This is a genomic window from Candidatus Izemoplasma sp. (genome assembly GCA_036172455.1).
Taxonomy (GTDB): domain Bacteria; phylum Bacillota_I; class Bacilli_A; order Izemoplasmatales; family Izemoplasmataceae; genus JAIPGF01.
This window is the reverse complement of record JAXKVY010000002.1, coordinates 301649-326018: the sequence shown is the minus strand read 5'-3', so window position 1 is coordinate 326018 and position 24370 is coordinate 301649. Positions and strand designations below refer to the sequence as shown.

Sequence of the window (24370 nt, the reverse complement as noted above, 5' to 3'; positions counted from 1 at the left end):
TAACGATACTGAGAAACCGGAAAAAAGTTTCGTGAAAGTATTGACATAATATCCTACATGTAGTAGAATATTAAACGCACGCTAGAAAATAGTGTGCAGTAATTTAGGTCTTTGAAAACTGAATAGAACAAGTCAATTTGAGTTTAGGAAAAGTAATCTAAGATTATTAAAAACAATTCATATAATTTATGGAGAGTTTGATTCTGGCTCAGGATTAACGCTGGCGGCATGCCTAATACATGCAAGTCGAACGCAGTCGGCCTTCGGGCCATATGACTGAGTGGCGAACGGGTGAGTAACACGTAAGAAACCTGCCCCAAAGTTGAGGATAACCATTGGAAACGATGGCTAATACTGAATAGGATATATGATCACATGATCTAATATTTAAAGACGCGTTTGCGTCGCTATGGGATGGTCTTGCGCTGCATTAGCTAGTTGGTAAGGTAACGGCTTACCAAGGCGACGATGCATAGCTGGTCTGAGAGGATGAACAGCCACACTGGGACTGAGACACGGCCCAGACTCCTACGGGAGGCAGCAGTAGGGAATTTTCGGCAATGGGCGCAAGTCTGACCGAGCAATGCCGCGTGAATGATGAAGGTCTTCGGATCGTAAAGTTCTGTTATCAGGGAAGAATAGTTGGTTTAGGAAATGACACCAGCATGACGGTACCTGATCAGAAAGCTCCGGCTAACTACGTGCCAGCAGCCGCGGTAATACGTAGGGAGCAAGCGTTATCCGGAATTATTGGGCGTAAAGCGTGCGTAGGCGGTTCGTTAAGTCAAATCTGAAAGCCCACAGCTTAACTGTGGAGGGCGATTTGAAACTGGCGAACTTGAGTACGGCAGAGGTTAGTGGAATTCAATGTGTAGCGGTGGAATGCGTAGATATATTGAGGAACACCAGTGGCGAAGGCGGCTAACTGGACCGGAACTGACGCTGATGCACGAAAGCGTGGGTAGCAAACAGGATTAGATACCCTGGTAGTCCACGCCGTAAACGATGAGAACTAAGTGTTGGGGTTACCCAGTGCTGAAGTTAACGCATTAAGTTCTCCGCCTGGGGATTACGACCGCAAGGTTGAAACTCAAAGAAATTGACGGGTCTCCGCACAAGCGGTGGAGCATGTTGTTTAATTCGATGATACGCGAAGAACCTTACCAGGGCTTGACATCCCGGTGATCGCTTTAGAGATAAAGTTTTCCTTCGGGACACCGGTGACAGGTGGTGCATGGTTGTCGTCAGCTCGTGTCGTGAGATGTTGGGTTAAGTCCCGCAACGAGCGCAACCCCTATTGATAGTTGCTAACATTAAGTTGAGGACTCTATCGAGACTGCCAGTGATAAACTGGAGGAAGGTGGGGATGACGTCAAATCATCATGCCCCTTATGTCCTGGGCTACAAACGTGCTACAATGGCCGGTACAACGGGTCGCCAAATCGCAAGATGGAGCTAATCCTATAAAACCGGTCTCAGTTCGGATTGGAGTCTGCAATTCGACTCCATGAAGTTGGAATCGCTAGTAATCGTGGGTCAGAATACCACGGTGAATACGTTCTCGGAGATTGTACACACCGCCCGTCATACCATGAGAGTCTGAAACACCCGAAGTATGTGGCCTAACTGGTTTACCAGAAGGAGCATCCTAAGGTGGGTTGGATGATTGGGGTAAAGTCGTAACAAGGTATCCCTACGGGAACGTGGGGATGGATCACCTCCTTTCTAGGGAGAAAGACAATTTGAAACATTACCTAAACAACGATTGATAAGTTCTATTCTGTTTTGAGAGACTTAAGTGCTCTCTAATCTTCATTTATTTAGAAGGTCTTTGAAAAGTGAATAATACTGTAATAAAGTTAAGAAATAAAGAGCGCAAGGTGAATGCCTTGGCAATTGGAGCCGATGAAGGACGCGACGAACAGCGATATGCTTCGGGGAGCAGTAAGTACGCAGAGATCCGAAGATTTCCGAATGGGGAAACCCACTAGCTTGAAGAGCTAGTATCCATTATTGGAGGGAACACGCAGAGAACTGAAACATCTTAGTACCTGCAGGAAAAGAAAGAAAACTCGATTCTCCTAGTAGCGGCGAGCGAACGGGGACCAGCCCAAGTCTAACTTTGGAGTTACAAAATCTCATGATAGAAGAATTGTGTGGAAAAGCAAACCATAGAAGGTGATAGTCCTGTATTCGAAATTGTGAGATCTCCGTTAGACAAAGAGTACGACGGGACACGTGAAATCCTGTCGGAACATGCGAGGACCATCTCGTAAGGCTAAATACTACCAATTGACCGATAGTGAACCAGTACCGTGAGGGAAAGGTGAAAAGAACCGTGGGAACGGAGTGAAAAGATCTTGAAACCTTGTGCTTACAAGAAGTCAGAGCCCGTTAATGGGTGATGGCGTGCCTTTTGTAGAATGAACCGGCGAGTTACAATGACATGCAAGGTTAAACCTTTAGGGGTGGAGCCGTAGCGAAAGCGAGTCTTAACCGGCCAAAGTATGTCTTTGTAGACCCGAAACTGGGTGATCTAGCCATGAGCAGGTTGAAGTTGGGGTAAGACCCAATGGAGGACCGAACCAGGATACGTTGAAAAGTGTTTGGATGACTTGTGGTTAGAGGTGAAATTCCAATCGAACCCAGAGATAGCTGGTTCTCACCGAAATAGCTTTCGGGCTAGCGTTGTGATTAAAGTGGTATGAAGGTAGAGCACTGAATGATTGATGGTCCCATCTAGGGATACTGATATCAATCAAACTTCGAATGTCATACTAACATGCACAGCAGTCAGACTACGGGTGATAAGGTCCGTGGTCGAGAGGGAAACAGCCCAGACCGCCAGTTAAGGTCCCTAAATTCATGTTAAGTGGGAAAGGATGTGGAGTTGTTTAAACAACTAGGAGGTTGGCTTAGAAGCAGCCACCCTTTAAAGAGTGCGTAATAGCTCACTAGTCGAATGATTCTGCGCCGAAGATGTACCGGGGCTAAACATGATACCGAAACTGCGGAACCGTATGGTTGGTAGGTGAGCGTTCATATTGCGGAGAAGTCTGATCGTGAGGACAGGTGGAGCGATATGAAGTGAGAATGCCGGTGTGAGTAATGAAAAGTAGGGTGAGAATCCCTACCGTCAAAAGTCTAAGGTTTCCAGAGCAAGGTTCGTCCGCTCTGGGTTAGTCTGGACCTAAGGTGAGGCTGAAGAGCGTAGCCGATGGATAATAGGTTGATATTCCTATACTACCTTTTAAACTGATGGAGTGACGGAGAAGGATAACATGAGCCACTTAATGGATTGTGGTTGAAGCATTGAGGTTTTGTTGTAGGCAAATCCGCAACATTTAAGATTGAGATGTGATCTAGTAATTCGTGTGAATTCACGCTTCCAAGAAAAACTTCTAGGATTAATTTAAAAGGTACCAGTACCGCAAACCGACACAGGTAGACGAGGAGAGAATCTAAAGACGCGCGAGACAACTCTTGTTAAGGAACTCGGCAAAATGACCCCGTAACTTCGGGATAAGGGGAGCTCTACATTGTAGAGCCGCAGAGAATAGGCCCAAGCGACTGTTTACCAAAAACACAGCTCTCTGCTAAATCGTAAGATGATGTATAGGGGGTGACGCCTGCCCAGTGCTGGAAGGTTAAAAGGAGCACTTAGCTTCGGCAAAGGTGTGAATTGAAGCCCCAGTGAACGGCGGCCGTAACTATAACGGTCCTAAGGTAGCGAAATTCCTTGTCGGGTAAGTTCCGACCCGCACGAAAGGCGCAACGATTTGGGCACTGTCTCAACAAGAGACTCGATGAAATCTTAGTACCTGTGAAGATGCAGGTTACCCGCGACAGGACGGAAAGACCCCGTGGAGCTTTACTGTAGCTTGATATTGGTAATTGATGAACGTTGTACAGGATAGGTGGGAGACTTTGAAGCCGGGACGCTAGTTTCGGTGGAGTCATCCTTTGAATACCACCCTCTGTTCATTGATTATCTAACCCGCTGGTGTGTAACCAGGGGGACAGTGTCTGGCAGACAGTTTGACTGGGGCGGTCGCCTCCCAAAGAGTAACGGAGGCGCACAATGGTTCCCTCAGAATGGTTGGAAATCATTCGAAGAGCGTAAAGGTAAAAGGGAGCTTGACTGTGAGACATACATGTCGAACAGGTACGAAAGTAGGTCTTAGTGAACTGGCAGTGCTGAATGGAAAGGCTGCCAATCAACGGATAAAAGTTACCCCGGGGATAACAGGCTGATTCCTCCCAAGAGTCCACATCGACGGAGGAGTTTGGCACCTCGATGTCGGCTCATCACATCCTGGAGCAGGAGCATGTTCCAAGGGTTGGGCTGTTCGCCCATTAAAGTGGTACGCGAGCTGGGTTCAGAACGTCGTGAGACAGTTCGGTCCCTATCCGTCGTGGGCGTTGGGAATTTGAGAGGAGCTAACCTTAGTACGAGAGGACCGGGTTGGACGCACCTCTGGTGCACCAGTTGGGCTGCCAGGCCCATAGCTGGGTAGCTAAGTGCGGATGAGATAAACGCTGAAAGCATCTAAGCGTGAAACTCACCTCAAGATTAGATTCCCCATTCGTAAGAAGTAAGATCCCTTGTAGACTACGAGGTAGATAGGCCAGGTGTGGAAGTGTGGTGACACATGGAGCTGACTGGTACTAATAGATCGAGGACTTAACTTTAATTAATGCAGTATTATTCAGTTTTGAAAGAATAGTCTGGTGACTATAGCGAAGTGGATACACCTGTTCCCATTCCGAACACAGAAGTTAAGCACTTTAGCGCCGATGGTAGTACATCGTGCGAGAGTAGGACGTTGCCAGGCTTCTTTCTATAATATGCCTAATTAGCTCAGTTGGTTAGAGCACATGACTGTTAATCATGGGGTCCTAGGTTCGAGTCCTAGATTGGGCGCCATTTTTTTGGCCCGTTGGAGAAGCGGCTTAACTCACATGCCTTTCACGCATGCATTCATGGGTTCGAATCCCGTACGGGTCACCAATTGAGAATTCAGTACTTATCGCAAGATGAGTACTTTTTTTATGTTTTATTCCGTATTATTTGGAAAAAATACAAAAAACATTTATAATTAAAAAAAGGAGATGGTTTTGATGAGACGATTATTTGTAATAATAGGGATAGTCACTTTATCTCTTGGATTAATCGGGTGTACAAATGAAAATGTCACAACAGAAGATGGAAAAGATAAGGTTGTTGATGATAATAGTGATGATAGTAGTGATCTATTACAGTTGACTTTGGCTGAACTAAGCGAATTTGATGGTCAGGATGGTAATAATGCTTATATCGCAGTTGATGGTATCATATATGATGTGACGAATGTATCACAATGGAGTGAGGGAAGTCATAACGGCTTACAAGCTGGGCAAGATTTAACTGAAGAGATTAACAACTTGAGTCCTCATGGAACGAGTGTATTAGACAATCTAGATATCGTCGGTGAACTGGTTGAGTAGTGTATTAGATTTAATTGGCAATGCGAGCGGGTTACTCTTAACTATACCTATAACACTTCTTGTAATTGCTTGGCGCAAACCTATTCATAGACATGAAAATACAGTTTATTTAGTTGCTTTAGGGTTTGTTGGTTGTATACTACTTAATGCTAGGTATGATGTAATCCGTCAAGAAGTCTTTTTATCGATTACTAGTGGTGGGATGTCGTTTGCTTTGTTTTATTTGGTGATGTTAACCGGGGCATTTAATCGAGGAAGTAAACCCTATATCATATTTATGCAAGTGAGAAGAGAGATGGCATTAATCGGGTTTATATTTTTGATTCCACATGCAAGTACGCGGCTTAACTTAGCATTAAACGGGTATAATTTTACCGGTCTAATTGCGTTTATCATTATGGTGCCGTTAGTGATTACATCTTATCCATTAATTCGTAAACAATTATCAAGACAACGTTGGTTACAGGTTCACAAGATGGCATATATCGTTTATCTTATGATTTATATTCATTTAGGATTTACATTAATTGCCTTCAATGGTCTACAAGTGTCATATGCCGAAGATAGTTTACTATATCATATTGCCTTTTTGGTATATCTATTTATGAAAAGTAAAAATCGTATTTATCCCAAAATAAAATCCGCCTAATAGCGGATTTTTTTATTATAATTTCGTATCATCAATACCATTTAAGTAGTTTTTAATTGGTTTAATAACCTTTTTAATAGTGCCTTCTTTAAATGGGTTTTTCAAGTTTGCAGAGTGAATTAACTCAACAAAACTCTTAGACCCACCAAGTTGACATAATGCTAAGTAATTCTTAAACGCATTATCATGATTATCACGTGATAAATTAAAGTACTGGAACGCAAGAACTTGAGCTAATGTATAATCGATGTAATAGAAAGGCATACCGAAAATATGTCCTTGACGGAACCAATACGTACCTTTTTCTAAGAAGTCATCATCACCATAATCTTTATAAGATAAGTATTGTTTTTCTAGTTTACGCCATGTATCTTTTCGCTCATCAGGTGTCATCTCAGGATTTGTATAGACTTCATGTTGGAAATGATCAACTAACGCACCATATGGCAAGAAAGAAACAGCACCAGCTAAGTGTTGAAATTTATATTTTTCAGTATCATCTACAAAGAATTTATCTATCCAAGGCCATGCGAGAAATTCCATACTCATTGAATGAATTTCAGCGGCTTCAAACGTTGGCCAACGATAAGGACTGATCAAGTCACGACTTTGGAAGATTTGGAAAGCATGACCTGCTTCATGGGTTAAGACATCAACGTCATGGCTAGTCCCGTTAAAGTTTGCGAAGATATAAGGGGCTTTATAGTCTGATATAAAGGTGCAATAACCTCCCCCTGCTTTACCAGGTTTACTATCTAGTTCAAGTAGTTCATTATCTAACATGAAGTTGAAAAATTCACTAGTTTCGTCACTCATTTGATTATACATATCTTTTGCCTGAGCAACTTGCCAAGCCCGGTCACCTTTTGGTGTCGGATTACCAGACTTAAATTTGAATCCTAAATCCCAAGATTTTAATTCTTCAATACCGATGCGATCAGCTTGACGTTTTGTTAACTCGGCAACGAGTGGCACAACATCTTCTAAGATTTGTTTGCGATATGTTTCAACATCTTTAGGACCGTAATCTAAACGACCCAAACGATCATATCCCAGTTGGATAAAATTATCATATCCTAGTGCTTTAGCAATTTTATGACGAAGACTGACCATCTTATCATAAATGGCATCAATTTCAGTTTCGTTTTGTTCTAAAAAACTTGACACTGCAAGTTGTGCATCATGGCGAATGGTTCGATCTTTATGTTGTAAGAAGGGTGACATTTGACTGAGGTTTCTGATTTCTCCTTCAAACTCAATTTCAGCTGAGGCAAGTAATTTTTGATATTGTGTTGATAAACTATTTTCCTCTTGTAAAAGGGGAATAATACTTTCATCAAAAGTTTTTAGTTCGCGTTCAGCCTGATCAAACATTAAATCACCAAAAACCGCTTTCAACTTATCGATATGCTTAGATTCTAACAAGGCTTTTTTAAATTTATGATCATAAGCTTGCAACTCAGGATTGACGTTATCGAAGAACGCTTTTTCTGCTTCATAGAATGCATCTTTGGTGTTGACCGAATTCCGAATTGATGCTAACGTATCCATTGTTTCATAATGATCTTTTTCTTTTAACAATTGATTAATAGCATCTTTTTCTTGTTCAAATGATGTCTCATCACCTAATCGGTTGATGAGTGTTTCTAAGCGTTTTTTTAATGCGTCCACATCGGGACGTTCATACTTAAAATCATTAAATGTCATTATTATCTCCTTAACTAAATTTATCGTAAAAACATTGTTGGTCTGGTAAGTTATGATCCTCTAATACTTTGTTACATGCGTCAATCATTCCAGGTGAACCACATAAGTAAGCTTCTTTATCCGATAAATCACCTGTCATTCGATCGACGACTTCTGTGATTAATCCGGTTTCACCTTCCCAGTTATCATCTGGGTCTGGGTCACTTAAGGCAGGGACATATTTAAAATTATCGAATTCTTTCTCAAGGTCTCTAAATTCTTCCGTATAATATAAATCTTTTTTACTTTTAGCACCAAAGAAATAGGTTACTTTACGTGGCATCCCTTGGTCTTTTAAGTAAGAGAGGATTGAACGGATTGGTGCTTTACCTGACCCACCAGCAATACATATCATCTCTTTATCAGACTCTTCTTGCAAGTAGAAGTCACCATATGGCCCTGTTAATGAAATGGTATCACCAACGATGACAGCTTTATGAATATACGTGGTTGCTTTCCCTTTAGGTACATATCGTATAATAAATTCTAACATGTCTTTATGTTTTGGGTTACTCGCAATTGAATACGCGCGAATGACTTCTAATCCAGGGACTTCAATCTGTGCATATTGTCCGGGTTTAAAGTCCATTGTGTCTGGTTCAATAAGTTTAACACGAAGGAGAACGATGTCATATGTTAAATCTTCTACAGCTGTCACTTTAGCTTTATATTCTTGTGCGTTTAATTGATCCAATGGTAACTCAATATGCATATCATCACGTACTTTGACCTGACAACTCAGTCGAACACCGGCTTCTTTTTCAGCCTCACTTAAGAAAGGTTCTTCAGTAGGTAGCGTATCTCCTGCGCCTGATGTCACTTTACATTTACATAAGCCACATGTTGCCTTTCCTCCGCATGCACTTGGAATGAAAATTTCTTCTTTAGCTAAAGTGTTTAATAAGGTATCAGTTTGTGTAATTTTAATCTCTGTATCATTATTAATGGTCAGTATTTTCTCTTTATTTGAACCGAGTAATTGGTCAAGTAAGATTAATATACCGGTGATCAGTAATAATACACCGAGTATGATGAGTGGTATAAATAAGTTCATGATTGACCTCCTCTTAAATGCTTGCTAGTCCAGTAAATCCGATAAAAGCAAGTGATAAAATACCTAAAATAATGAAGGTAATTGCTTTACCAGCAAGCCCTTTTGGAATATTACTTTGTCGTTCAATTTTTTCTCTAATGGCTGCGAGTAAGACAATTGCGACGAGCCATCCGACTGCACTACCGAATGAGAATGATACAGTCTCTACAAAATTATAGTCACGATTTACAAAGAATAAACTGACAGCAAGGACTACACAGTTAACTGTAATTAATGGTAGATAGATACCAAAGGCATTATATAAACTAGGGATAAATTTCTCTAAAAATGTTTCCAAAAACTGTACTGTTGCAGCGATTGTGATGATAAAGATTAACAAGCGTATTTCTGTTGCATCAGTATATTGTAATAAGAGATATATTGGATAATTAATAATCGCTGTTATGGTTACTACAAAAATAACAGCTAATCCCATCCCTTTTGCGTTTTTGATATTTGTTGAAATCGCGATTAATGGGCACATTCCTAATATATAGGTTAGTGCAATATTATGATTTAATATTGATGCGGTAAAAATTTCTAATAAGTTTCCCATAATGTCATCCTTTCATTACCCTTCCTGCATTTCATAATTACGTGTTAACTCACGAATAATCCAGATTAGAATGCCTAAAATGAAGAATCCGCCTGGGGCCATCGCCATCGATGTCCAGCGTTCAAACGAATCAGGAAGTACTTGGATATTTAAGATTGTTCCAAAGGCAAGAATTTCACGAATAACTGCGACAACAACTAAGACATATGTATACCCTAAGCCATTAGCAAATCCATCTAATAAGGAGTATTTTACAGGGTTTTTAACCGCAAATGCTTCACTGCGTCCCATAACAATACAGTTGGTAATAATGAGTCCAACATATGCGCCAAGAGCCGCCGCAATACTAGGAAAGTAAGCTTGTAAAAACTGTTGTACTAAAATAACAAAGGTAGAAATAATCACCATATAAGTAATCATTCTTACGCGTTGGGGAATAAATTTTCGAAGCATAGAAACAGTTAAAGAACTTGCCATGATAACAAACGTCACTCCCAGTCCCATTGCTAATGCATTTTCAACTTTATTTGATACAGCTAAAGCCGAACAAATACCAAGTACTGCAATCGCTATTGGATTTTCTTGAGAGAGCCCATTACGTAATATGTTATACCATTTCGTATAGGTTAAGCGAATAAGTTTCATTGTATCCCTCTATTCTTGTGTGTCTTCCCATAATGGGATGACGGTCTCATAGGTTGAATTTAAAATTGTTTCAAAGGCATCTGATGTTCTAGTGGCACCTGTAATCGCATCAACTTCACTATTTGTTGACATATCAGCACTCTTTGTAATATCGATTGTCATAACTTTATCGACAAACTTGGATAGATACGGACGTTCTGCAACAACGCCACCAAGTCCAGGTGTCTCCTCTTGTTCTAAAATTGTAATATATTCAATCGTTTCAAGATCAGGCTCCAGCGTTAATAATCCAATAATTGGTCCCCAAACGCCACCACCTTCAAAGCGAAAAGTGAGTTCACCTGTTTCTTCATATAAGTAAAAAGTATACTCATCAATGGTCTGTATTGTAACGTTCTTATTAAATACCGTATTGATATTGGTATCAGTATAATCAATATCAAATCCATCAAGCACTTGAGAACGCAATAATGCCTCTTCATTTGCTTCAATACGTGCATCCGTTAATTGATTCATACCAAGTAATAAGATGGATGTAAATGTTCCTAACAGAGCAACAAACACGAGCATTCTTACACTCCGATTCATGATGATTTCTCCGTTTCAAAGAAACTATCAATTAATGGCGCAACGCTGTTCATTATAATGACAGCAAATATGGTTCCTTCAGGATACGCCGCAAAATGTCTAATAACAACTGTAATCAATCCGAGACCTAGTCCATAATAGAGAATACTCTTATCATAATCAGGGGTTGTTGGTGGATCAGCTGCGACAAACACACTAACAAATAGAATGTTTCCAGTAAATAAACTCATCACCACATCTCGACTTGTATCAGGTGCTAGAAGGTTAAAGATGAGGGTGAAGATTAAGAATGAACCAATATAATAAAGAGGTATCCGGTAATCAATAACCTTAAGAACACTAAATATAACGCCAATCAGTATAATACCAATCCGGAAGGTCCCACCTGTATAACCTGGAACAGTCCCAATAAGTAATTGCCAAAGGGAAGCATCTAAATTACCACTAGCAAGAGACCCTAATGGTGTAGCTGCTGATACAGTACCAGTGATGGGATCTAACCACATCGTCGTAAAATAAGCTAAGAAAGTAATCATTAAAAATAATACACCAGCAGTTGCAGGATGGAAAATATATTTATCATCTCCACCAAAAACGCCTTTTGCAAAAAACGATGTAAAAAAGGCACCGACACCTACCATGTATAATGGCATTGTTGGCGGTAATAATAAGACTAACACAATCGGCATAATAACAATACTAAGTGTTAATTTATAACCTCTAATTAATGCAAAAATTAAATCGGTCACTCCAGCAATAATAATCGCAACGAGTGCCATCAAATAAACACGTGCGCCAAAAATAGTAGCGCCAGCGATTAACATAATCAGTGTCCCAATAAAAAATGTTACTTTTTGCCGCTCTAGCGGCACAAATAATTGTTTCACGTCTGTCATCCTTTCCTCTGTCAAAATTTCATTTTATTTATAAATATTATATCTTATTATATACCTGATATAAAGGGATATGATAAGATTTATAAGTTAGTTAAATAAATTATTATTTACTTAAGGTCCTTACTATGCTATATTAAAATCAAAGAGAGGTGGTTTGATGAATTTAAAAGAGCAATTTAAAATGGAACGAAACGCATTAAAGAATGGTAAAAGACCATACGAAACAGCAGCCTTTATTATTTTTGCTGTGATGTTATTCCAACAAATGGCTTACTGGTGGTTTAATTTATTTAAATTTATTCAAAATGGATGGATGTCAACGAACTTGCCATCAACACCGACGTTTGTCATCCGTATCATTGCAATTGACAACACCAAATGGTTGTATGTTATTTTAGGTGTATTAGGACTTATGTTATGGTATGCCATCATCTTTGTCCTTGTGTTTGATTATTGTAACCGTAAAGGCTATGCTAAATGGGTTTGGACATCACTTATTTTGTTTGGTCCTGCAACTATTTTATTTGTCCCAACGTATTTAATATATGCCATTTATGTTTTTAGACCGTATATATTTCGATTTATACGACGAGGTGTGGATGAATATAAGATGTTTGCTGGTGATTATCAATTTGATGAAGAAAAAGAAGAAACAGTACAAAAAACTGAGTAACCACTCAGTTTTTTTCTTTTACAGCAACCGCATCAATTTCTATCAAAACATCTTTTGGTAGTCGCGAGACTTCAACCGCAAACCGTGCGGGTTTATGATCTTTAAAAAAGTCACTATAAGCTGTGTTCATATCGGTGAACATTGATAAATCTTTCATAAAGACGCCACATTTTACAATATCTTCTTTTGACAAACCGGCTTCTTTGACAATACTTAATATATTAGATAAAGACTGTTTAGTTTGGGCAGCTATCCCACCTATAACACACATGTTTGTTTTAGGGTCAAAAGGAATTTGCCCTGAAATATATAATGTATTATTTTTAAATATCGCTTGACTATAGGGTCCAACAGCTTCAGGTGCGTTGTTTGTGTGAACGAATTTCATGTCATCAACTCCTATCTATAGTATATCGTTAAGTTTTGTTTGAAGTCAAACTCTTTTTATCTTATAATAAAAGTATAAAGGAGGAGATTTTATGAAAATTCAAACAGGTAATGTGAACGAAGAGAAACACGTCCCTTTTATAGAAGAACTAGATAACGGTTACCGGGTTACCATGGGGAAACCAGCGATTCATCCTATGAAAGATATGCATTATATTGAGTATGTCGAATTGTATGTTGATGATGAAATGGTTGCAAAAAAAGAATTTGAACCAGGTGATGAGCCAGTAGCTGAATTTAACGTTGATAAGGGAAAACATGTTTATGCACGCGAGTTATGTAATGTGCACGGGCTTTGGCAAGGAGAATTAGAATAAACTGAAGAGACTCTTTTTTGAGTCTCTTTAAAATTATCCTTGCGCTATGTATTTTTTTATGATAATATTCTTCTAGAAACCTTTAAGGTAGTCCAGAGAGACTAGTAAGGAATTTACATGAGCTGCGTGCTCTATATTTAAACAAATTTCTTTCTATGTCTTTCGACTTAGAATTTTTTTATTGGAAAAAAACGAAAAGGAGAAAGAAAATGGAAAAGAACTTAGTAATTGGTATTCAAGAAAAACCAAGTAGTATTTGGAAATGGATCATCTTATCACTTCAACATGTATTTGCGATGTTCGGTGCGACTGTATTGGTCCCAGTATTAACAGGCCTACCTGTTGGTGTAGCACTTGTAGCTAGTGGAATTGGGACATTGATTTACATTGGATTTACACGAGGAAAAGTACCGGTGTATTTAGGAAGTAGTTTCGCTTACATTGGCGCAATTATCGTTACGTCCTCACAATATGGATTTGATGCGGTAATGACTGGACTAGTGTTAGTTGGAGCAATCTATGTTACGTTTGCTTTGATTATTAAGTACACGAGTAAAGAGTGGATTAAAGTATTATTACCAGCCCGTGTTATTGGACCCCTTATCATGATTATAGGATTAACATTGTTACCTGTTGCGATGGAATACGTTAATCTTGTAGGAGGATTTTTGGATGGCGATTACGGAACAACAACAGTATTTAATAGTTGGAATGATAACTTAGCCTTATTAATTGGATTTATTACATTATCGAGCGTCGTTGTTATTAATAAGTTTGGGTCGGGATTTGTTAAAGTTATTCCAATTATTTTAGGAATTGTAATCGGTGTTCTTGCGGCTCAAATGGGTGGATTATATAATATCGGAGATGTTAACTTTGGATCATTCTTCGTTTTCCCAGATTTTAAATTTTTCTGGAATTTAGGATTTGATTTCCAAGGTGCTATTATTTTTGCACCACTTGCCCTTGTTACAATAGCAGAACATATTGGTGATCATACCGTCCTTGGGCAAATATGTGAAGAAGACTTCTTATTAGAACCAGGATTAGACAATACATTATTAGGTGATGGTGTCGCAACAGCCGTATCAGGATTGATCGGTGGACCAGCTAATACCACCTATGGCGAAAATACAGGCGTTGTTGCCTTGACGAAAGTTGGTTCTGTCTATGTAACTGGGACAGCTGCTATCTTCGCATTCTTGTTAGGGTTTATTGGTGTTATCGCAGATTTTCTAAATAGCATACCATTAGCTGTTATGGGCGGTATTTCAATAATCTTATTCAGTTTAATCTCTTATAACGGTTATAAAGTATTACGATCAAAAGTGATTTGGAACTGGCAAGCCATTACGGTTGTCGTTGTAACATTATTTGTTGGATTATCACCAATCATCGCAAACTTCTTACCATGGTTCCCAGTCATATCAATCGCACTAAATGATATCGTTGCTGTTGAAGGCATGGCATTAGCTGCTATCGTTGGAATCGCGGTTAGTTATGGATTAAGTTTCTTAGAAAGTGATGCACATACCGAATTAGCTTAAACATCCAATATATAGATGAAAACATCCCTAATAAGTCCTTTATTAAGGGGTGTTTTCTTTATTGTTTTAAAGGAGCAAATTATTTTAAAAAATAAGCATAAATTACTTGCGTATCACCTAATAATTTGGTAATATATATATCGGCCCTGAAAAAGATTGAATTCAAACATCAGGTGTGATATAATTTCATTACTGTTTAATGGTCCGGTAGTGTAGTGGTTAACATGCCAGTCTGTCACACTGGAGATCGCGAGTTCAAATCTCGTCCGGACCGCCATTAATTGCGCCCATAGCTCAACTGGATAGAGCGTTTGACTACGGATCAAGAGGTTAGGGGTTCGACTCCTCTTGGGCGCGCCACATAACGGGAAGTAGCTTAGCTTGGTAGAGCGCTTGGTTTGGGACCAAGAGGTCGCAGGTTCAAATCCTGTCTTCCCGACCATTTAAAGCTTTTAAACGATGAGAAATCATCGTTTTTTTATTATCATATGTTACAATAGAAGTAACCTATTAATTGGAGGGACCTTATGATTGATTTAATAAAGAACTATACACCTTATAATGAACAGGAAATAAAAGACAAACAACTTATTTTAGAGTACATTAAACATAATCCTAACGTATTGCATCGCCATGATTTAGCCGCCCATTTAACTTCAAGCGCAATTGTTGTGAATGAATCGATGACAAAAGTATTGTTTATCCATCATAATATCTATAACGCGTGGGGATGGGTAGGTGGTCATAATGATGGTGATGCAGATTTCTTGAATGTAGCGATAAAAGAAGCTAAAGAAGAAACGGGTGTGACCGATATCTATCCTTATTCAGAAGATATTTTCATGTTAGATGTCATCTATGTTGAAAATCATATTAAACATGGGGAATATGTGCCAGATCATTTACATCTAAATATCACCTACCTATTGATAGCCGATGAGAATAATCCACTTATAATTAAAGCTGATGAGAATAGTGGGGTAAAATGGTTCGATATAAATAGCGTCTTAAAAATAGTCGATGAACCACGAATGATTCCTATCTATACAAAGGCATTTCAAAAGATTAAATCACTTAAAACATCACAGTAAAACTGGGGTGTTTTTTGTTTAAAAATGTAAGCAATATAATTGAAAAAAATCTAAATATCCCTCATAATATAATTATAACAAATTTAGAAATAATATAAATAAAAAGGGAGAGATATTTAGTGGAACACAAATTGCCAGAATTACCATATGATTACGATGCACTAGAACCCATTATTGATGAAAGAACGATGCGTATACACCATACAAAACATCATCAAGGATACATCAATAAATATGTTAATGCATTAGAAGGTTCAGATTTATTAGATAAAGATGTAAAAGACGTTCTTAGTGATATTGAACAAGTCCCAGAAAATAAACGCCAAGCAGTGATTAATAGTGGTGGTGGATATTACAATCATCGTCTATTCTGGGAAATTTTATCACCAGAAGAAACAAGCATGTCAGCTGAACTAGAATCAGCAATTAAACGTGATTTCAACTCATTTGACAACTTTAAAGAAGCATTCACAACTGCCGCAAAAACGCGTTTTGGTAGTGGATGGGCATGGTTAGTAAAAACACCAGAAGGTAAACTAGTTGTGACATCAACTGCTAATCAAGATACCCCACTTGATTTGGGAACCCCAATTTTAGGAATTGATGTGTGGGAGCACGCTTATTATTTAAATTATCAAAATCGTCGTCCTGATTATGTCGCTAACTTTTTCAAAGTAATTAACTGGGAAAAAGTTTCAGACAACTTTAAAAACGCATAAACCCTAATTAAACACCACAAATAGTGGTGTTTTTTTTAGAATTTGATATAATAGTTGTGAGGTGAGCATTGTGAAAAAACTATTAATTGTTGTAGATTATCAAAATGATTTTATTGACGGTGCACTAGGCTTTGATGGTGCGATTGATATTAAAGATGCGATTGTGAAAAAAATAAAGAATCATCATAAAGAAAACCAAGATGTTATTTTCACTCAAGATACACATGAAGACGATTACCTAGACAAGGAAGAGGGTAAAAACTTGCCTGTTATGCACTGTGTAAAAGGAACCCACGGCCACGATATTCAAGCGGATGTAAAATCTGTTAAAAAGGAAGAGGATCTCGCTTTTATCAAATACACATTTCCATCATTAGAACTGGGTAATTATTTAAAAGATAAAAACTATACTCATATTGAACTGTGTGGATTAGTCTCTAATATATGCGTTTTAAGCAATGCGGTTATCGCGAAAAGTGCATTACCCAATGCACACATTGTGGTTGATGCTTTAGCAACAGCTTCATTTGATTCATCATTACACGAGAAAGCCCTTGATGTATTAGAAGGGATCCATGTTGAAGTGATTAACCGATGAATTCCTTAAATGAAGCAATGGTTATTGACTTTTATGAAGTAACAATGGCTTATGGATATTTTAAGGCAGGAAAAAAAGATCAGGAGGTTATTTTCGACTTATTTTTCAGGAAAATTCCAGATCGTGGAGGCTACGCCATTTTCGCAGGTCTTCACTCGATTATACAGTATATCAAAGATTTTCATTTTAATGACGAAGATATCGCCTATTTTGAATCACGGGGTCTCTTTGATGCGGACTTTATCGAGTATTTAAAAAATCTTCGTTTTACTGGAGATATCTATGCATTTAATGAAGGAAGTGTTGTTTTTCCCAATGAACCATTATTAACGATAAAAGCACCCATTATTGAAGCACAGTTGATTGAGACATTTTTGCTTTTAGTTGTCAATCATCAATCTTTAATCGCAACGAAAGCTGCGAGAATAAAGTATGCGGCAAAAGAACGCAAGGTGTTAGAAATGGGAGCTAGACGAGCTCATGGGGTTAGTAGTTCTTTGTATGGAACGCGTAGTGCATATATTGGTGGGATTGATGCGACAAGCAATGTTGTCGCAGATCAAAAATTCAAGATTAAAGCATTAGGAACAATGGCACATTCATGGATTCAGATGTTTGACTCAGAATACGAAGCAATGAAAGTATATGCCAATACATATCCTCATGATTGTACCTTACTTATTGATACATATGATACCCTTAAAAAAGGGATTCCTAATGCGATCAAAGTTATTAAAGAAGTGCTTGTTCCTAAAGGAATTAAAAAATATGCGATTAGGATTGACTCTGGTGATTTAACCTATCTTGCTAAACAAGCAAGACAAATGCTAGATGATGCTGGTTTAAATGCTTGCCAAATTGTTGTCAGTAATTCACTTGATGAATTTACCATAAAAGAACTATTAAGTCAGGGCGCTCCGATAGATTTGTTTGGTGTTGGTGAACGTTTAATCACAGCCAAAACAGATCCAGTATTAGGCTCTGTCTATAAACTTGCTGGGGTTTGTGAAGATGGGTATATCACACCCAAAATTAAAGTGAGTGATAATGTTGAGAAAATCACAACACCAGACTTTAAAAAAGTTTACCGCATTTATTCAAAAGATGGTAAAGCTGAAGCAGATTTATTAACATTGCACGACGAAATACTGACTAATGAAGGAACATTAACAATCTTTGATCCAAACTATACTTGGAAACAAAAAACGTTTGAAGATTATACGATTAAATCTATGCATGAAACAATATTTAAAGATGGTGAACTCGTCTATGATATCCCCGATATAGAAACCGTTAAAGCGCATGCCAATAAAGAGAAAGACACTTTATGGGATGAAGTAAAACGATTCGAATATCCACATAAATACTATGTTGATTTATCGTTGAAGTTATGGAAAATTAAAGACGAGTTATTAAAGAAAAAAGGATAATTTGTCTATAAAAAAAACAAAGCAAAGATTACTCCTCTTCGCTTTGTTTTATTTTATTTTATCTCTTTCATCGTTACGAAATACATCGTAAATACTCATTTGATTATCGTTATGTATATGATTATGATAAAGCATAGCTATTTTATACGTCAGTTCTTCTAAACTATCATCACTTGTATCAACAATATAGTCGATATGCACCAAATGATCTTTTTTAAAATGGGCGTGATCTTTTTCTAAGCGATCAATGATTTGTATTAGGGTATCGCCCCGATCTAACATCCGTTCCTTACGGACTTCTTCACGTGCGGTTAAAAAGAAAAATACAACATGTTCAATATGGTGATAATAGATACTATTAGCGCCCGCAGGGTCTACTATTAATACTTTGTTAAGACCCGCTTCATCTTTAGGTGTGCCATAATACTCTTGGTCATATGTGACAGTCTCTAAGAACTGACCCTTGGCTTTCTTTTTTAAGAAACGCTTTTTTGTCGTGAAGTGATAATCAATATGATTAATTTCACCCGGTCGCTTGTTTCTTGTTGTTGTTGTGACAACTTTTTCAAAATGATAATCTTTAATTAGTAATTTGGCAATGTTGCTTTTTCCACTAGCACTTGCTCCTATTAGTATCAACATGTAATCACCTCAAACATATAGTCACATTATACAGTAATTCGAGTAAAATGTATAGCCAAGAAAACGAATAATAAAAATAGGAGTGCATGAATCAAAAAGTAATGTTATAATGAAGATAATACATATTAAAAGGAGAGATATAATGTTATTAGTTACAAATGCACACATTAAACGTGTTGTTGGGAATGATATCCATAATGGATCTATCTTGGTAGAGGACGATAAAATTAAAAAAGTTGGTAAACTAGATCCCAATGATTATCCAAATGCAAAGATAATCGACGCGAAAGGGAAATTCGTCACTGCTGGACTTGTTGATCCGCATTGTCACATTGGGATTATGGAAGAAGGTATTCGTTTTGAAGGAAACGATACAAATGAAATCAGCGGACCAATTTATCCTGAATTACGAGGTATTGATAGTGTATATGTGAAGGATATGGCTTTTAATTACACCTATAAATCAGGTATTACAACCGTTAATACTGGGCCGGGAAGTGCAAATATCATTGGTGGAACTTTTGCGGCGATTAAAACATATGGTGAAACGGTAGATGAAATGATTATCAAAGAAGAAACGTGCATGAAAATGGCACTTGGTGAAAATCCAAAACGTGTTTATGGTAGTGATAAAAAGAATCCATCCACACGTATGGCAAGCGCTGCATTGATGCGTGAATGGCTTTTTAAAGCTAAAGAATACTATGATAAGATAAAAGCCTATGAAGCCGGTGAAGACGGTGCAGATAAACCAGCATTTGATATGAAATTACATTCACTTATGCGTCTTTTTGATGGAATGTTAGTCAAAATCCATGCCCATAGAGCAGACGATATCATGACAGCAATAAGAATCATAAAAGAATTTAACTTAAATGCAACAATTGATCATGCGACAGAAGCCTATTTGATTCCAGAACAAGTAAAAGAATCGGGTGTCCCATTAATTATTGGACCAACACTTGGTATGGCCTCTAAATATGAGTTGGTAAACAAATCATTCACATCTGCTAAAGTTTTAGAAGATCATGATATACCATTTGCGATCATGACAGATCATCCAGTGATTACATTAGATACAACCCTTGTACAAGCAGCCTTATTTATAAAAGAGGGATTATCAGAAGATCAAGCACTAAAAGCTCTCACAATCACTGCTGCTAAAGTCAATGGAATTGATGACCGAGTAGGATCGCTTGAAGAAGGTAAAGATGCGGATATCGTTATATGGAATGGACCATTATTTGACATTATGACTAGAGCCCAAACAGTCATTATCAACGGTGAGGTAGTACATACATTATCATAGTTTACAAAGATATCAGATATGATTTTTATATAAAAGTATGATATACTGTAAACGAGGTGATTTTCATGGCTCATAACACAACCAATGGGTTAAAGTTGTTAGGTGTACTCATTCGCTATAATCGTAATCAAAAAGGTTTGTCACTCCGGCAACTAGCAAAGTTGTCTAATATGTCACATACACTCATATCAACAATTGAGACAGGTAAAGTCATACCCAACAAAGATACCTTAAGAGATATTTTTGATGTACTCAATATCGACTTTTACGATAGTGATGTATTAGAAGATGATTTTTATCAGTTAAGCAACAAACTGAAAAACCACTTGTTTAATTACGAGTTCGATGAAGCTGAAAACATAGCTAATGTATTATTCAAACATGAAAACAAATATGAAAACTCTCCATTATTAATTGACTATATCCTTGTTAAATACTTATATTTAGTCTTGCCTAGTAACCCTACGATTAATTATGATGCACAACTAAAAACCTTAGAAACGATTTATGAGTATTTAACAAACGAACAAAAACAAATGTGGCAGTTCATTAAGGGAATGAACTATATCAATACTCGGCGTTTCAAGCAAGCTACTGAATACCTATTGAAAGCTCGTAAACTAGGCGACCACAAAATTACCCCATTCATTAATGCATTTTTAACCTATACTTATGTTCATAGATATATGTATATGGACGCAATAGAAATTGGCAGAAAAACCATACTACAATTAGAAAAGGATATGAACTATAAGTGGGCTATGGAAGTAAGATTAACCCAAGGTAAGGCCTTTAGTTTAGTCCGTCGTTTTAATAAAGCAAAAGCAATATATGACCAAGTTAGAAAGTTTTGTAGCCAATTTGATGTCCCCGGGCTATTGAGTAAATGTAATTTATATACCGCAGAGATGTACCATCGAAGTAATGATTTAGAGTCAGCGCGTTTTTTTATTGAACAAATAGATAAAAGAGGACTATATTATTATTATTCCGCCTTTCATATTTATGGTAAATTAGGTGAAAAGGAAAAGGTTAAAACCTTATATCAAGAAATACAAAAACATCCAGACTATAAGCATTCATATAGAACCCGCTTAATTACATCGATCATGTATCGGATGTTTATAAAAGGCGATCAAACTAGTAAAGAATATGCAAAACAGTTAGAAGAACTCTTAAATATTGCTATTAAAGGTGAACAACAAGAAACAATCGAGCTTGTAAGTGAACTTTTAATTCAATATTATAGTGAAAAAAGACAATATAAAAATGCCTTTATCTACTGCGAAAAAGCTTATAAAATTCGAAGATATGGCATTGGCATACTTTCCGAATAGCGTAAAATATGCACTTAAAACAGATATTAGAATAGATGTAAACTGACATTTTTTGCTTGTCTTATTTAGAAATTTCTAGTAAGATATAATTGTGTATGATAAGGGCGGATTAGAGATGGGATATAAGGAAAGTTAATAGCTTAGGGTTAGGGCCCAAACTAATCCAAGGAAATAACAGGAATATTCCTGTTATTTTTTTGATTACTTGCTTTTCTTATTACGAACGATTAAAATTGTAATAAGAAGTAGGTGACCGTTATGAAACTGAATCAAACATCAAAATTATTGTTGTTTATCGGACTTGTTTTGTCCGGTGTCTATACAATCATTGCATTTGTCTTTATTGCAACAGAATTTCAGTATGTCCATGATAGCACTGAAAGTCATGTTGAAACTGTTGCGAAAATTTATGCAAAAGATGATGATGTAATCGATGGTTTAATTAACAATGAGATGGACTTAGAACAGTATCTTTATCCGTTGTTTCAAGTATCAAATCAACTGTCTTACTTTTCAATTTACAACAATAATCAAAAAATTGTTGGTCACTCAGATTCTTCTCAAATCGGTAAAATGTTAGAATGTGACGATGCCGTTAACGCTTATGGTGGTGACATTGTATTATGCGAGAGTCCTTTATTTGTAAAAGGTGACTTGCAATCCTTTGTCCCGATTTATAATAATGATACAATTGTTGGAATTATGAGTATAGGGGTCAGCGCGGATGATCTTTGGAATCAGAAAGTCAACCAGGTAGAACGTATTTTAATTATATTTGTTATTGGACTATTAGTTACTTGGAGTGGATTGTGGTATTTTTCAAAAAAATACCAAGGACGATTGCTCGGATACCAACCAAATGAAATCGCCTTACTATATTCTGAAAATAAATCATTGATTGATCAACTTGAACAGGCTGTTATAACCGTTGATAAGAACTGTCACATTACCACAATCAACCCAATGGCTATGCATATGTTTTCATTATGTAAGGACGATATTGGAAAAGATATTAAAGAGGTATTTCCGTATGTCCATTTAAAAGACATTATTCTGAATCGCTCACATGTTGAAGATGAGTACATTAAGATTCAGCAACACAAATTAATCATGAATGTGTATACCCTATTTCAAGGCTCCCAGGTTATTGGCGCAACTGTAATTTTTCGGTCTTATTTAGAAGTCGATACGATGATCAACCAAATTAAGGGATACCGTCAAATAGCTAGTGCTTTGCGAAGTCAAAAACATGAGTTTCAAAATAAATTACATGTTATTTTAGGCTTAATCAAAATGCAGGACTACGATAAAGCGCAAAACTATATTACAGAAAATGTGTATAAAACCAACCTAGCAAGTGATTATTATTCCTCTCGAATTAAAGATGACCGTGTTCTTGCTTTATTTATCGGTAAAGAAATTCAGTGTACAGAAGATAATGTTCAATTATTACTAACAAGTGATTCATTTTTAGGTAAAGAACACACACCTATTACATCAGATGATATAATTCTTGTTTTAGGAAACTTAATTGATAATTCCTACGATGCCTATCAAAATTCTAATAAAGTTGGTAAGCGGATAGTAGTGGATATCATCGAAGACGAAGAACAGCTACTCATATCTGTCATTGATCAAGCTGGAGGCATCGATCCAATACTGAAAGACCGTATCTTTGAACGAGGTGTTACGTCGAAAAAAGGCGATTCTAGAGGTACTGGTCTCGCATTGGTACAAGAAGTCATTCGCTTGCACGATGGTGAAAAGACTGTTGAAAGTACCGATGATGAAACCAAAATGGAAGTCAAACTAATGAAGGTGAAATTATGAAAATGAATATCTTAATTGTTGAAGATGATCCAATGGTGGCTCATATTCATAAACATTATTTAGATGAACTCAAAAACTTTGAGATCATTAAAATTATTGATAATGGGCTTGATGCCTTTGAGTTTATTAAACTCAATGAAGATAAGATTGATCTCGTGATATTAGATGTGCACATGCCGAAACTTAGTGGTTTAGAAATGCTTAAATTGTTACGAGAAGAAGGCTGTAATGTCTCTGTCATTCCTATTACTGCGATTAATGATAATAAGACAATTAGTGAGTTCTTAAATCTTGGAATTGTTGATTATCTTGTTAAACCATTTACACAAGAACGATTTAATCAAGCTGTTTTAAAATGTGAACTTAAATACAAAATGTTTGAGTCTAATAATGAGTTATCTCAAAAGCAACTCGATCAGATGTTAAACATTACGACCAATTCTGAATTGCCAAAAGGACTGCAAGAAAAGACCTTGAGCCATATTGTGCAATCACTAAAAGCGTTTAAAAATCAAGTCGTTGATGTTGAAACCATTAGTGATGCGACGAATCTCAGTAAAGTTTCGTTACGGAAATATCTCGATTATTTAGCTGAAAACAGTGCCATTGAAAAACGGATTGATTACGGCACAGTAGGTCGTCCTAAATATAAATATCTTGTCAAATAATAGTGATTAAAAAGTAACGATTTTCGTTACTTTTTTTTGATAGGATAAAAAAGTAAAAAAACCCTATAATAACCTATACATAAAAAAAAATTATGTTATAAT

Annotated in this window: 21 protein-coding genes, 5 tRNA genes and 3 rRNA genes; 21 read left to right on the top strand and 8 right to left on the bottom strand. The window is 37.1% G+C overall.

Annotated elements, in window-relative coordinates; all coding sequences use genetic code 11:
- Positions 1-185: 185 nt before the first annotated feature.
- From UMR38_04215 to UMR38_04185, 7 genes are all read left to right on the top strand, one after another.
- Positions 186-1725 (top strand): 16S ribosomal RNA (locus tag UMR38_04215).
- A gap of 132 nt (positions 1726-1857) precedes the next feature.
- A 23S ribosomal RNA gene (locus UMR38_04210) occupies positions 1858-4692 on the top strand.
- A 35-nt stretch (positions 4693-4727) separates the two neighbouring features.
- Positions 4728-4835, top strand: a 5S ribosomal RNA gene (gene rrf, locus UMR38_04205).
- The 16S, 23S and 5S rRNA genes sit together here with 2 tRNA genes alongside, the layout of an rRNA operon.
- Before the next feature lie 15 nt (positions 4836-4850).
- Positions 4851-4927 (top strand) — tRNA-Asn (locus UMR38_04200).
- 7 nt (positions 4928-4934) lie between these two features.
- A tRNA-Glu gene (locus UMR38_04195) sits at positions 4935-5011 on the top strand.
- 110 nt (positions 5012-5121) lie between these two features.
- On the top strand, positions 5122-5487 hold the full coding sequence (locus tag UMR38_04190; GenBank protein ID MEC9485058.1) for a cytochrome b5 domain-containing protein: 366 nt from the start codon (positions 5122-5124) through the stop codon (positions 5485-5487).
- The gene (locus UMR38_04185; GenBank protein MEC9485057.1) at positions 5480-6136 is read left to right on the top strand and encodes a ferric reductase-like transmembrane domain-containing protein; all 657 of its coding nucleotides are present in this window, start codon (positions 5480-5482) and stop codon (positions 6134-6136) included. Before UMR38_04190 ends, UMR38_04185 begins: the two co-directional genes overlap by 8 nt.
- A gap of 15 nt (positions 6137-6151) precedes the next feature.
- Here the strand turns inward: UMR38_04185 and UMR38_04180 are convergent, their stop codons facing one another.
- The 6 genes from UMR38_04180 to UMR38_04155 are packed head-to-tail and all read right to left on the bottom strand — an operon-like array spanning position 6152 to position 11660.
- Positions 6152-7843: a M3 family oligoendopeptidase gene (locus UMR38_04180; protein MEC9485056.1), complete on the bottom strand. Its 1692-nt coding sequence runs from the start codon at positions 7841-7843 to the stop codon at positions 6152-6154.
- A 10-nt stretch (positions 7844-7853) separates the two neighbouring features.
- Positions 7854-8936 carry a 2Fe-2S iron-sulfur cluster binding domain-containing protein gene (locus UMR38_04175; protein ID MEC9485055.1) on the bottom strand — a complete coding sequence of 361 codons (1083 nt, stop codon included), beginning with the start codon at positions 8934-8936 and terminating at the stop codon, positions 7854-7856.
- A 13-nt stretch (positions 8937-8949) separates the two neighbouring features.
- Entirely contained in the window at positions 8950-9531 is a 582-nt protein-coding gene (locus UMR38_04170) for an Rnf-Nqr domain containing protein (GenBank protein ID MEC9485054.1), read from the bottom strand.
- Positions 9532-9546: 15 nt separating this feature from the next.
- A complete protein-coding gene (gene rsxE, locus UMR38_04165; GenBank protein MEC9485053.1) occupies positions 9547-10176 on the bottom strand; it encodes an electron transport complex subunit RsxE in 630 nt (209 codons plus the stop codon).
- Positions 10177-10185: 9 nt separating this feature from the next.
- Positions 10186-10764: an FMN-binding protein gene (locus UMR38_04160; protein ID MEC9485052.1), complete on the bottom strand. Its 579-nt coding sequence runs from the start codon at positions 10762-10764 to the stop codon at positions 10186-10188.
- Complete coding sequence (locus UMR38_04155) at positions 10761-11660, bottom strand: RnfABCDGE type electron transport complex subunit D (GenBank protein MEC9485051.1); 900 nt, start codon at positions 11658-11660, stop codon at positions 10761-10763. Before UMR38_04155 ends, UMR38_04160 begins: the two co-directional genes overlap by 4 nt.
- Before the next feature lie 157 nt (positions 11661-11817).
- Here UMR38_04155 and UMR38_04150 point away from each other — a divergent pair, with 157 nt between their 5' ends.
- Positions 11818-12333, top strand: coding sequence for a hypothetical protein (locus UMR38_04150; GenBank protein MEC9485050.1), 516 nt, complete (start codon positions 11818-11820; stop codon positions 12331-12333).
- Between the two features lie 4 nt (positions 12334-12337).
- Here UMR38_04150 and UMR38_04145 read toward each other — a convergent pair whose 3' ends face one another.
- Positions 12338-12721 (bottom strand): RidA family protein, encoded by a 384-nt coding sequence (locus UMR38_04145; protein ID MEC9485049.1) that lies wholly within the window; start codon positions 12719-12721, stop codon positions 12338-12340.
- Between the two features lie 91 nt (positions 12722-12812).
- Between UMR38_04145 and UMR38_04140 the strand changes: the two genes are divergently transcribed.
- The 9 genes from UMR38_04140 to UMR38_04100 all read left to right on the top strand — a co-directional run bounded on the left by UMR38_04140 (position 12813) and on the right by UMR38_04100 (position 18482).
- Positions 12813-13097 carry a desulfoferrodoxin family protein gene (locus tag UMR38_04140; protein MEC9485048.1) on the top strand — a complete coding sequence of 95 codons (285 nt, stop codon included), beginning with the start codon at positions 12813-12815 and terminating at the stop codon, positions 13095-13097.
- Between the two features lie 209 nt (positions 13098-13306).
- Positions 13307-14644, top strand: a complete 1338-nt coding sequence (locus UMR38_04135) for a solute carrier family 23 protein (GenBank protein MEC9485047.1) — start codon at positions 13307-13309, stop codon at positions 14642-14644.
- 201 nt (positions 14645-14845) lie between these two features.
- Positions 14846-14921 (top strand) — tRNA-Asp (locus UMR38_04130).
- A gap of 6 nt (positions 14922-14927) precedes the next feature.
- Positions 14928-15004 (top strand) — tRNA-Arg (locus tag UMR38_04125).
- A 5-nt stretch (positions 15005-15009) separates the two neighbouring features.
- A tRNA-Pro gene (locus UMR38_04120) sits at positions 15010-15086 on the top strand.
- Positions 15087-15171: 85 nt separating this feature from the next.
- A complete protein-coding gene (locus UMR38_04115; GenBank protein MEC9485046.1) occupies positions 15172-15735 on the top strand; it encodes an NUDIX hydrolase in 564 nt (187 codons plus the stop codon).
- A gap of 119 nt (positions 15736-15854) precedes the next feature.
- Positions 15855-16454, top strand: coding sequence for a superoxide dismutase (locus UMR38_04110; GenBank protein MEC9485045.1), 600 nt, complete (start codon positions 15855-15857; stop codon positions 16452-16454).
- Between the two features lie 70 nt (positions 16455-16524).
- Positions 16525-17052: an isochorismatase family cysteine hydrolase gene (locus UMR38_04105; GenBank protein MEC9485044.1), complete on the top strand. Its 528-nt coding sequence runs from the start codon at positions 16525-16527 to the stop codon at positions 17050-17052.
- Positions 17049-18482 carry a nicotinate phosphoribosyltransferase gene (locus UMR38_04100; protein MEC9485043.1) on the top strand — a complete coding sequence of 478 codons (1434 nt, stop codon included), beginning with the start codon at positions 17049-17051 and terminating at the stop codon, positions 18480-18482. Before UMR38_04105 ends, UMR38_04100 begins: the two co-directional genes overlap by 4 nt.
- A gap of 48 nt (positions 18483-18530) precedes the next feature.
- Here the strand turns inward: UMR38_04100 and UMR38_04095 are convergent, their stop codons facing one another.
- The gene (locus tag UMR38_04095) at positions 18531-19124 is read right to left on the bottom strand and encodes an AAA family ATPase (GenBank protein ID MEC9485042.1); all 594 of its coding nucleotides are present in this window, start codon (positions 19122-19124) and stop codon (positions 18531-18533) included.
- Positions 19125-19266: 142 nt separating this feature from the next.
- Between UMR38_04095 and UMR38_04090 the strand changes: the two genes are divergently transcribed.
- The 4 genes from UMR38_04090 to UMR38_04075 all read left to right on the top strand — a co-directional run bounded on the left by UMR38_04090 (position 19267) and on the right by UMR38_04075 (position 24268).
- A complete protein-coding gene (locus tag UMR38_04090; GenBank protein ID MEC9485041.1) occupies positions 19267-20433 on the top strand; it encodes an amidohydrolase in 1167 nt (388 codons plus the stop codon).
- A gap of 65 nt (positions 20434-20498) precedes the next feature.
- Positions 20499-21770, top strand: a complete 1272-nt coding sequence (locus UMR38_04085) for a helix-turn-helix transcriptional regulator (protein MEC9485040.1) — start codon at positions 20499-20501, stop codon at positions 21768-21770.
- A 258-nt stretch (positions 21771-22028) separates the two neighbouring features.
- Positions 22029-23600, top strand: coding sequence for an ATP-binding protein (locus UMR38_04080; GenBank protein MEC9485039.1), 1572 nt, complete (start codon positions 22029-22031; stop codon positions 23598-23600).
- Entirely contained in the window at positions 23597-24268 is a 672-nt protein-coding gene (locus UMR38_04075) for a response regulator (GenBank protein ID MEC9485038.1), read from the top strand. Before UMR38_04080 ends, UMR38_04075 begins: the two co-directional genes overlap by 4 nt.
- Positions 24269-24370 lie beyond the last annotated feature (102 nt).

Coding starts and splice junctions, on each gene's coding strand:
- UMR38_04190 (MEC9485058.1), top strand. CDS start 5,122: ATGAGACGATTATTTGTAATAATAGGGATAGTCACTTTATCTCTTGGA.
- UMR38_04180 (MEC9485056.1), bottom strand. CDS start 7,843: ATGACATTTAATGATTTTAAGTATGAACGTCCCGATGTGGACGCATTA.
- UMR38_04175 (MEC9485055.1), bottom strand. CDS start 8,936: ATGAACTTATTTATACCACTCATCATACTCGGTGTATTATTACTGATC.
- UMR38_04170 (MEC9485054.1), bottom strand. CDS start 9,531: ATGGGAAACTTATTAGAAATTTTTACCGCATCAATATTAAATCATAAT.
- rsxE (MEC9485053.1), bottom strand. CDS start 10,176: ATGAAACTTATTCGCTTAACCTATACGAAATGGTATAACATATTACGT.
- UMR38_04160 (MEC9485052.1), bottom strand. CDS start 10,764: ATGAATCGGAGTGTAAGAATGCTCGTGTTTGTTGCTCTGTTAGGAACA.
- UMR38_04155 (MEC9485051.1), bottom strand. CDS start 11,660: ATGACAGACGTGAAACAATTATTTGTGCCGCTAGAGCGGCAAAAAGTA.
- UMR38_04150 (MEC9485050.1), top strand. CDS start 11,818: ATGAATTTAAAAGAGCAATTTAAAATGGAACGAAACGCATTAAAGAAT.
- UMR38_04145 (MEC9485049.1), bottom strand. CDS start 12,721: ATGAAATTCGTTCACACAAACAACGCACCTGAAGCTGTTGGACCCTAT.
- UMR38_04140 (MEC9485048.1), top strand. CDS start 12,813: ATGAAAATTCAAACAGGTAATGTGAACGAAGAGAAACACGTCCCTTTT.
- UMR38_04135 (MEC9485047.1), top strand. CDS start 13,307: ATGGAAAAGAACTTAGTAATTGGTATTCAAGAAAAACCAAGTAGTATT.
- UMR38_04115 (MEC9485046.1), top strand. CDS start 15,172: ATGATTGATTTAATAAAGAACTATACACCTTATAATGAACAGGAAATA.
- UMR38_04100 (MEC9485043.1), top strand. CDS start 17,049: ATGAATTCCTTAAATGAAGCAATGGTTATTGACTTTTATGAAGTAACA.
- UMR38_04095 (MEC9485042.1), bottom strand. CDS start 19,124: ATGTTGATACTAATAGGAGCAAGTGCTAGTGGAAAAAGCAACATTGCC.
- UMR38_04090 (MEC9485041.1), top strand. CDS start 19,267: ATGTTATTAGTTACAAATGCACACATTAAACGTGTTGTTGGGAATGAT.
- UMR38_04085 (MEC9485040.1), top strand. CDS start 20,499: ATGGCTCATAACACAACCAATGGGTTAAAGTTGTTAGGTGTACTCATT.
- UMR38_04080 (MEC9485039.1), top strand. CDS start 22,029: ATGAAACTGAATCAAACATCAAAATTATTGTTGTTTATCGGACTTGTT.
- UMR38_04075 (MEC9485038.1), top strand. CDS start 23,597: ATGAAAATGAATATCTTAATTGTTGAAGATGATCCAATGGTGGCTCAT.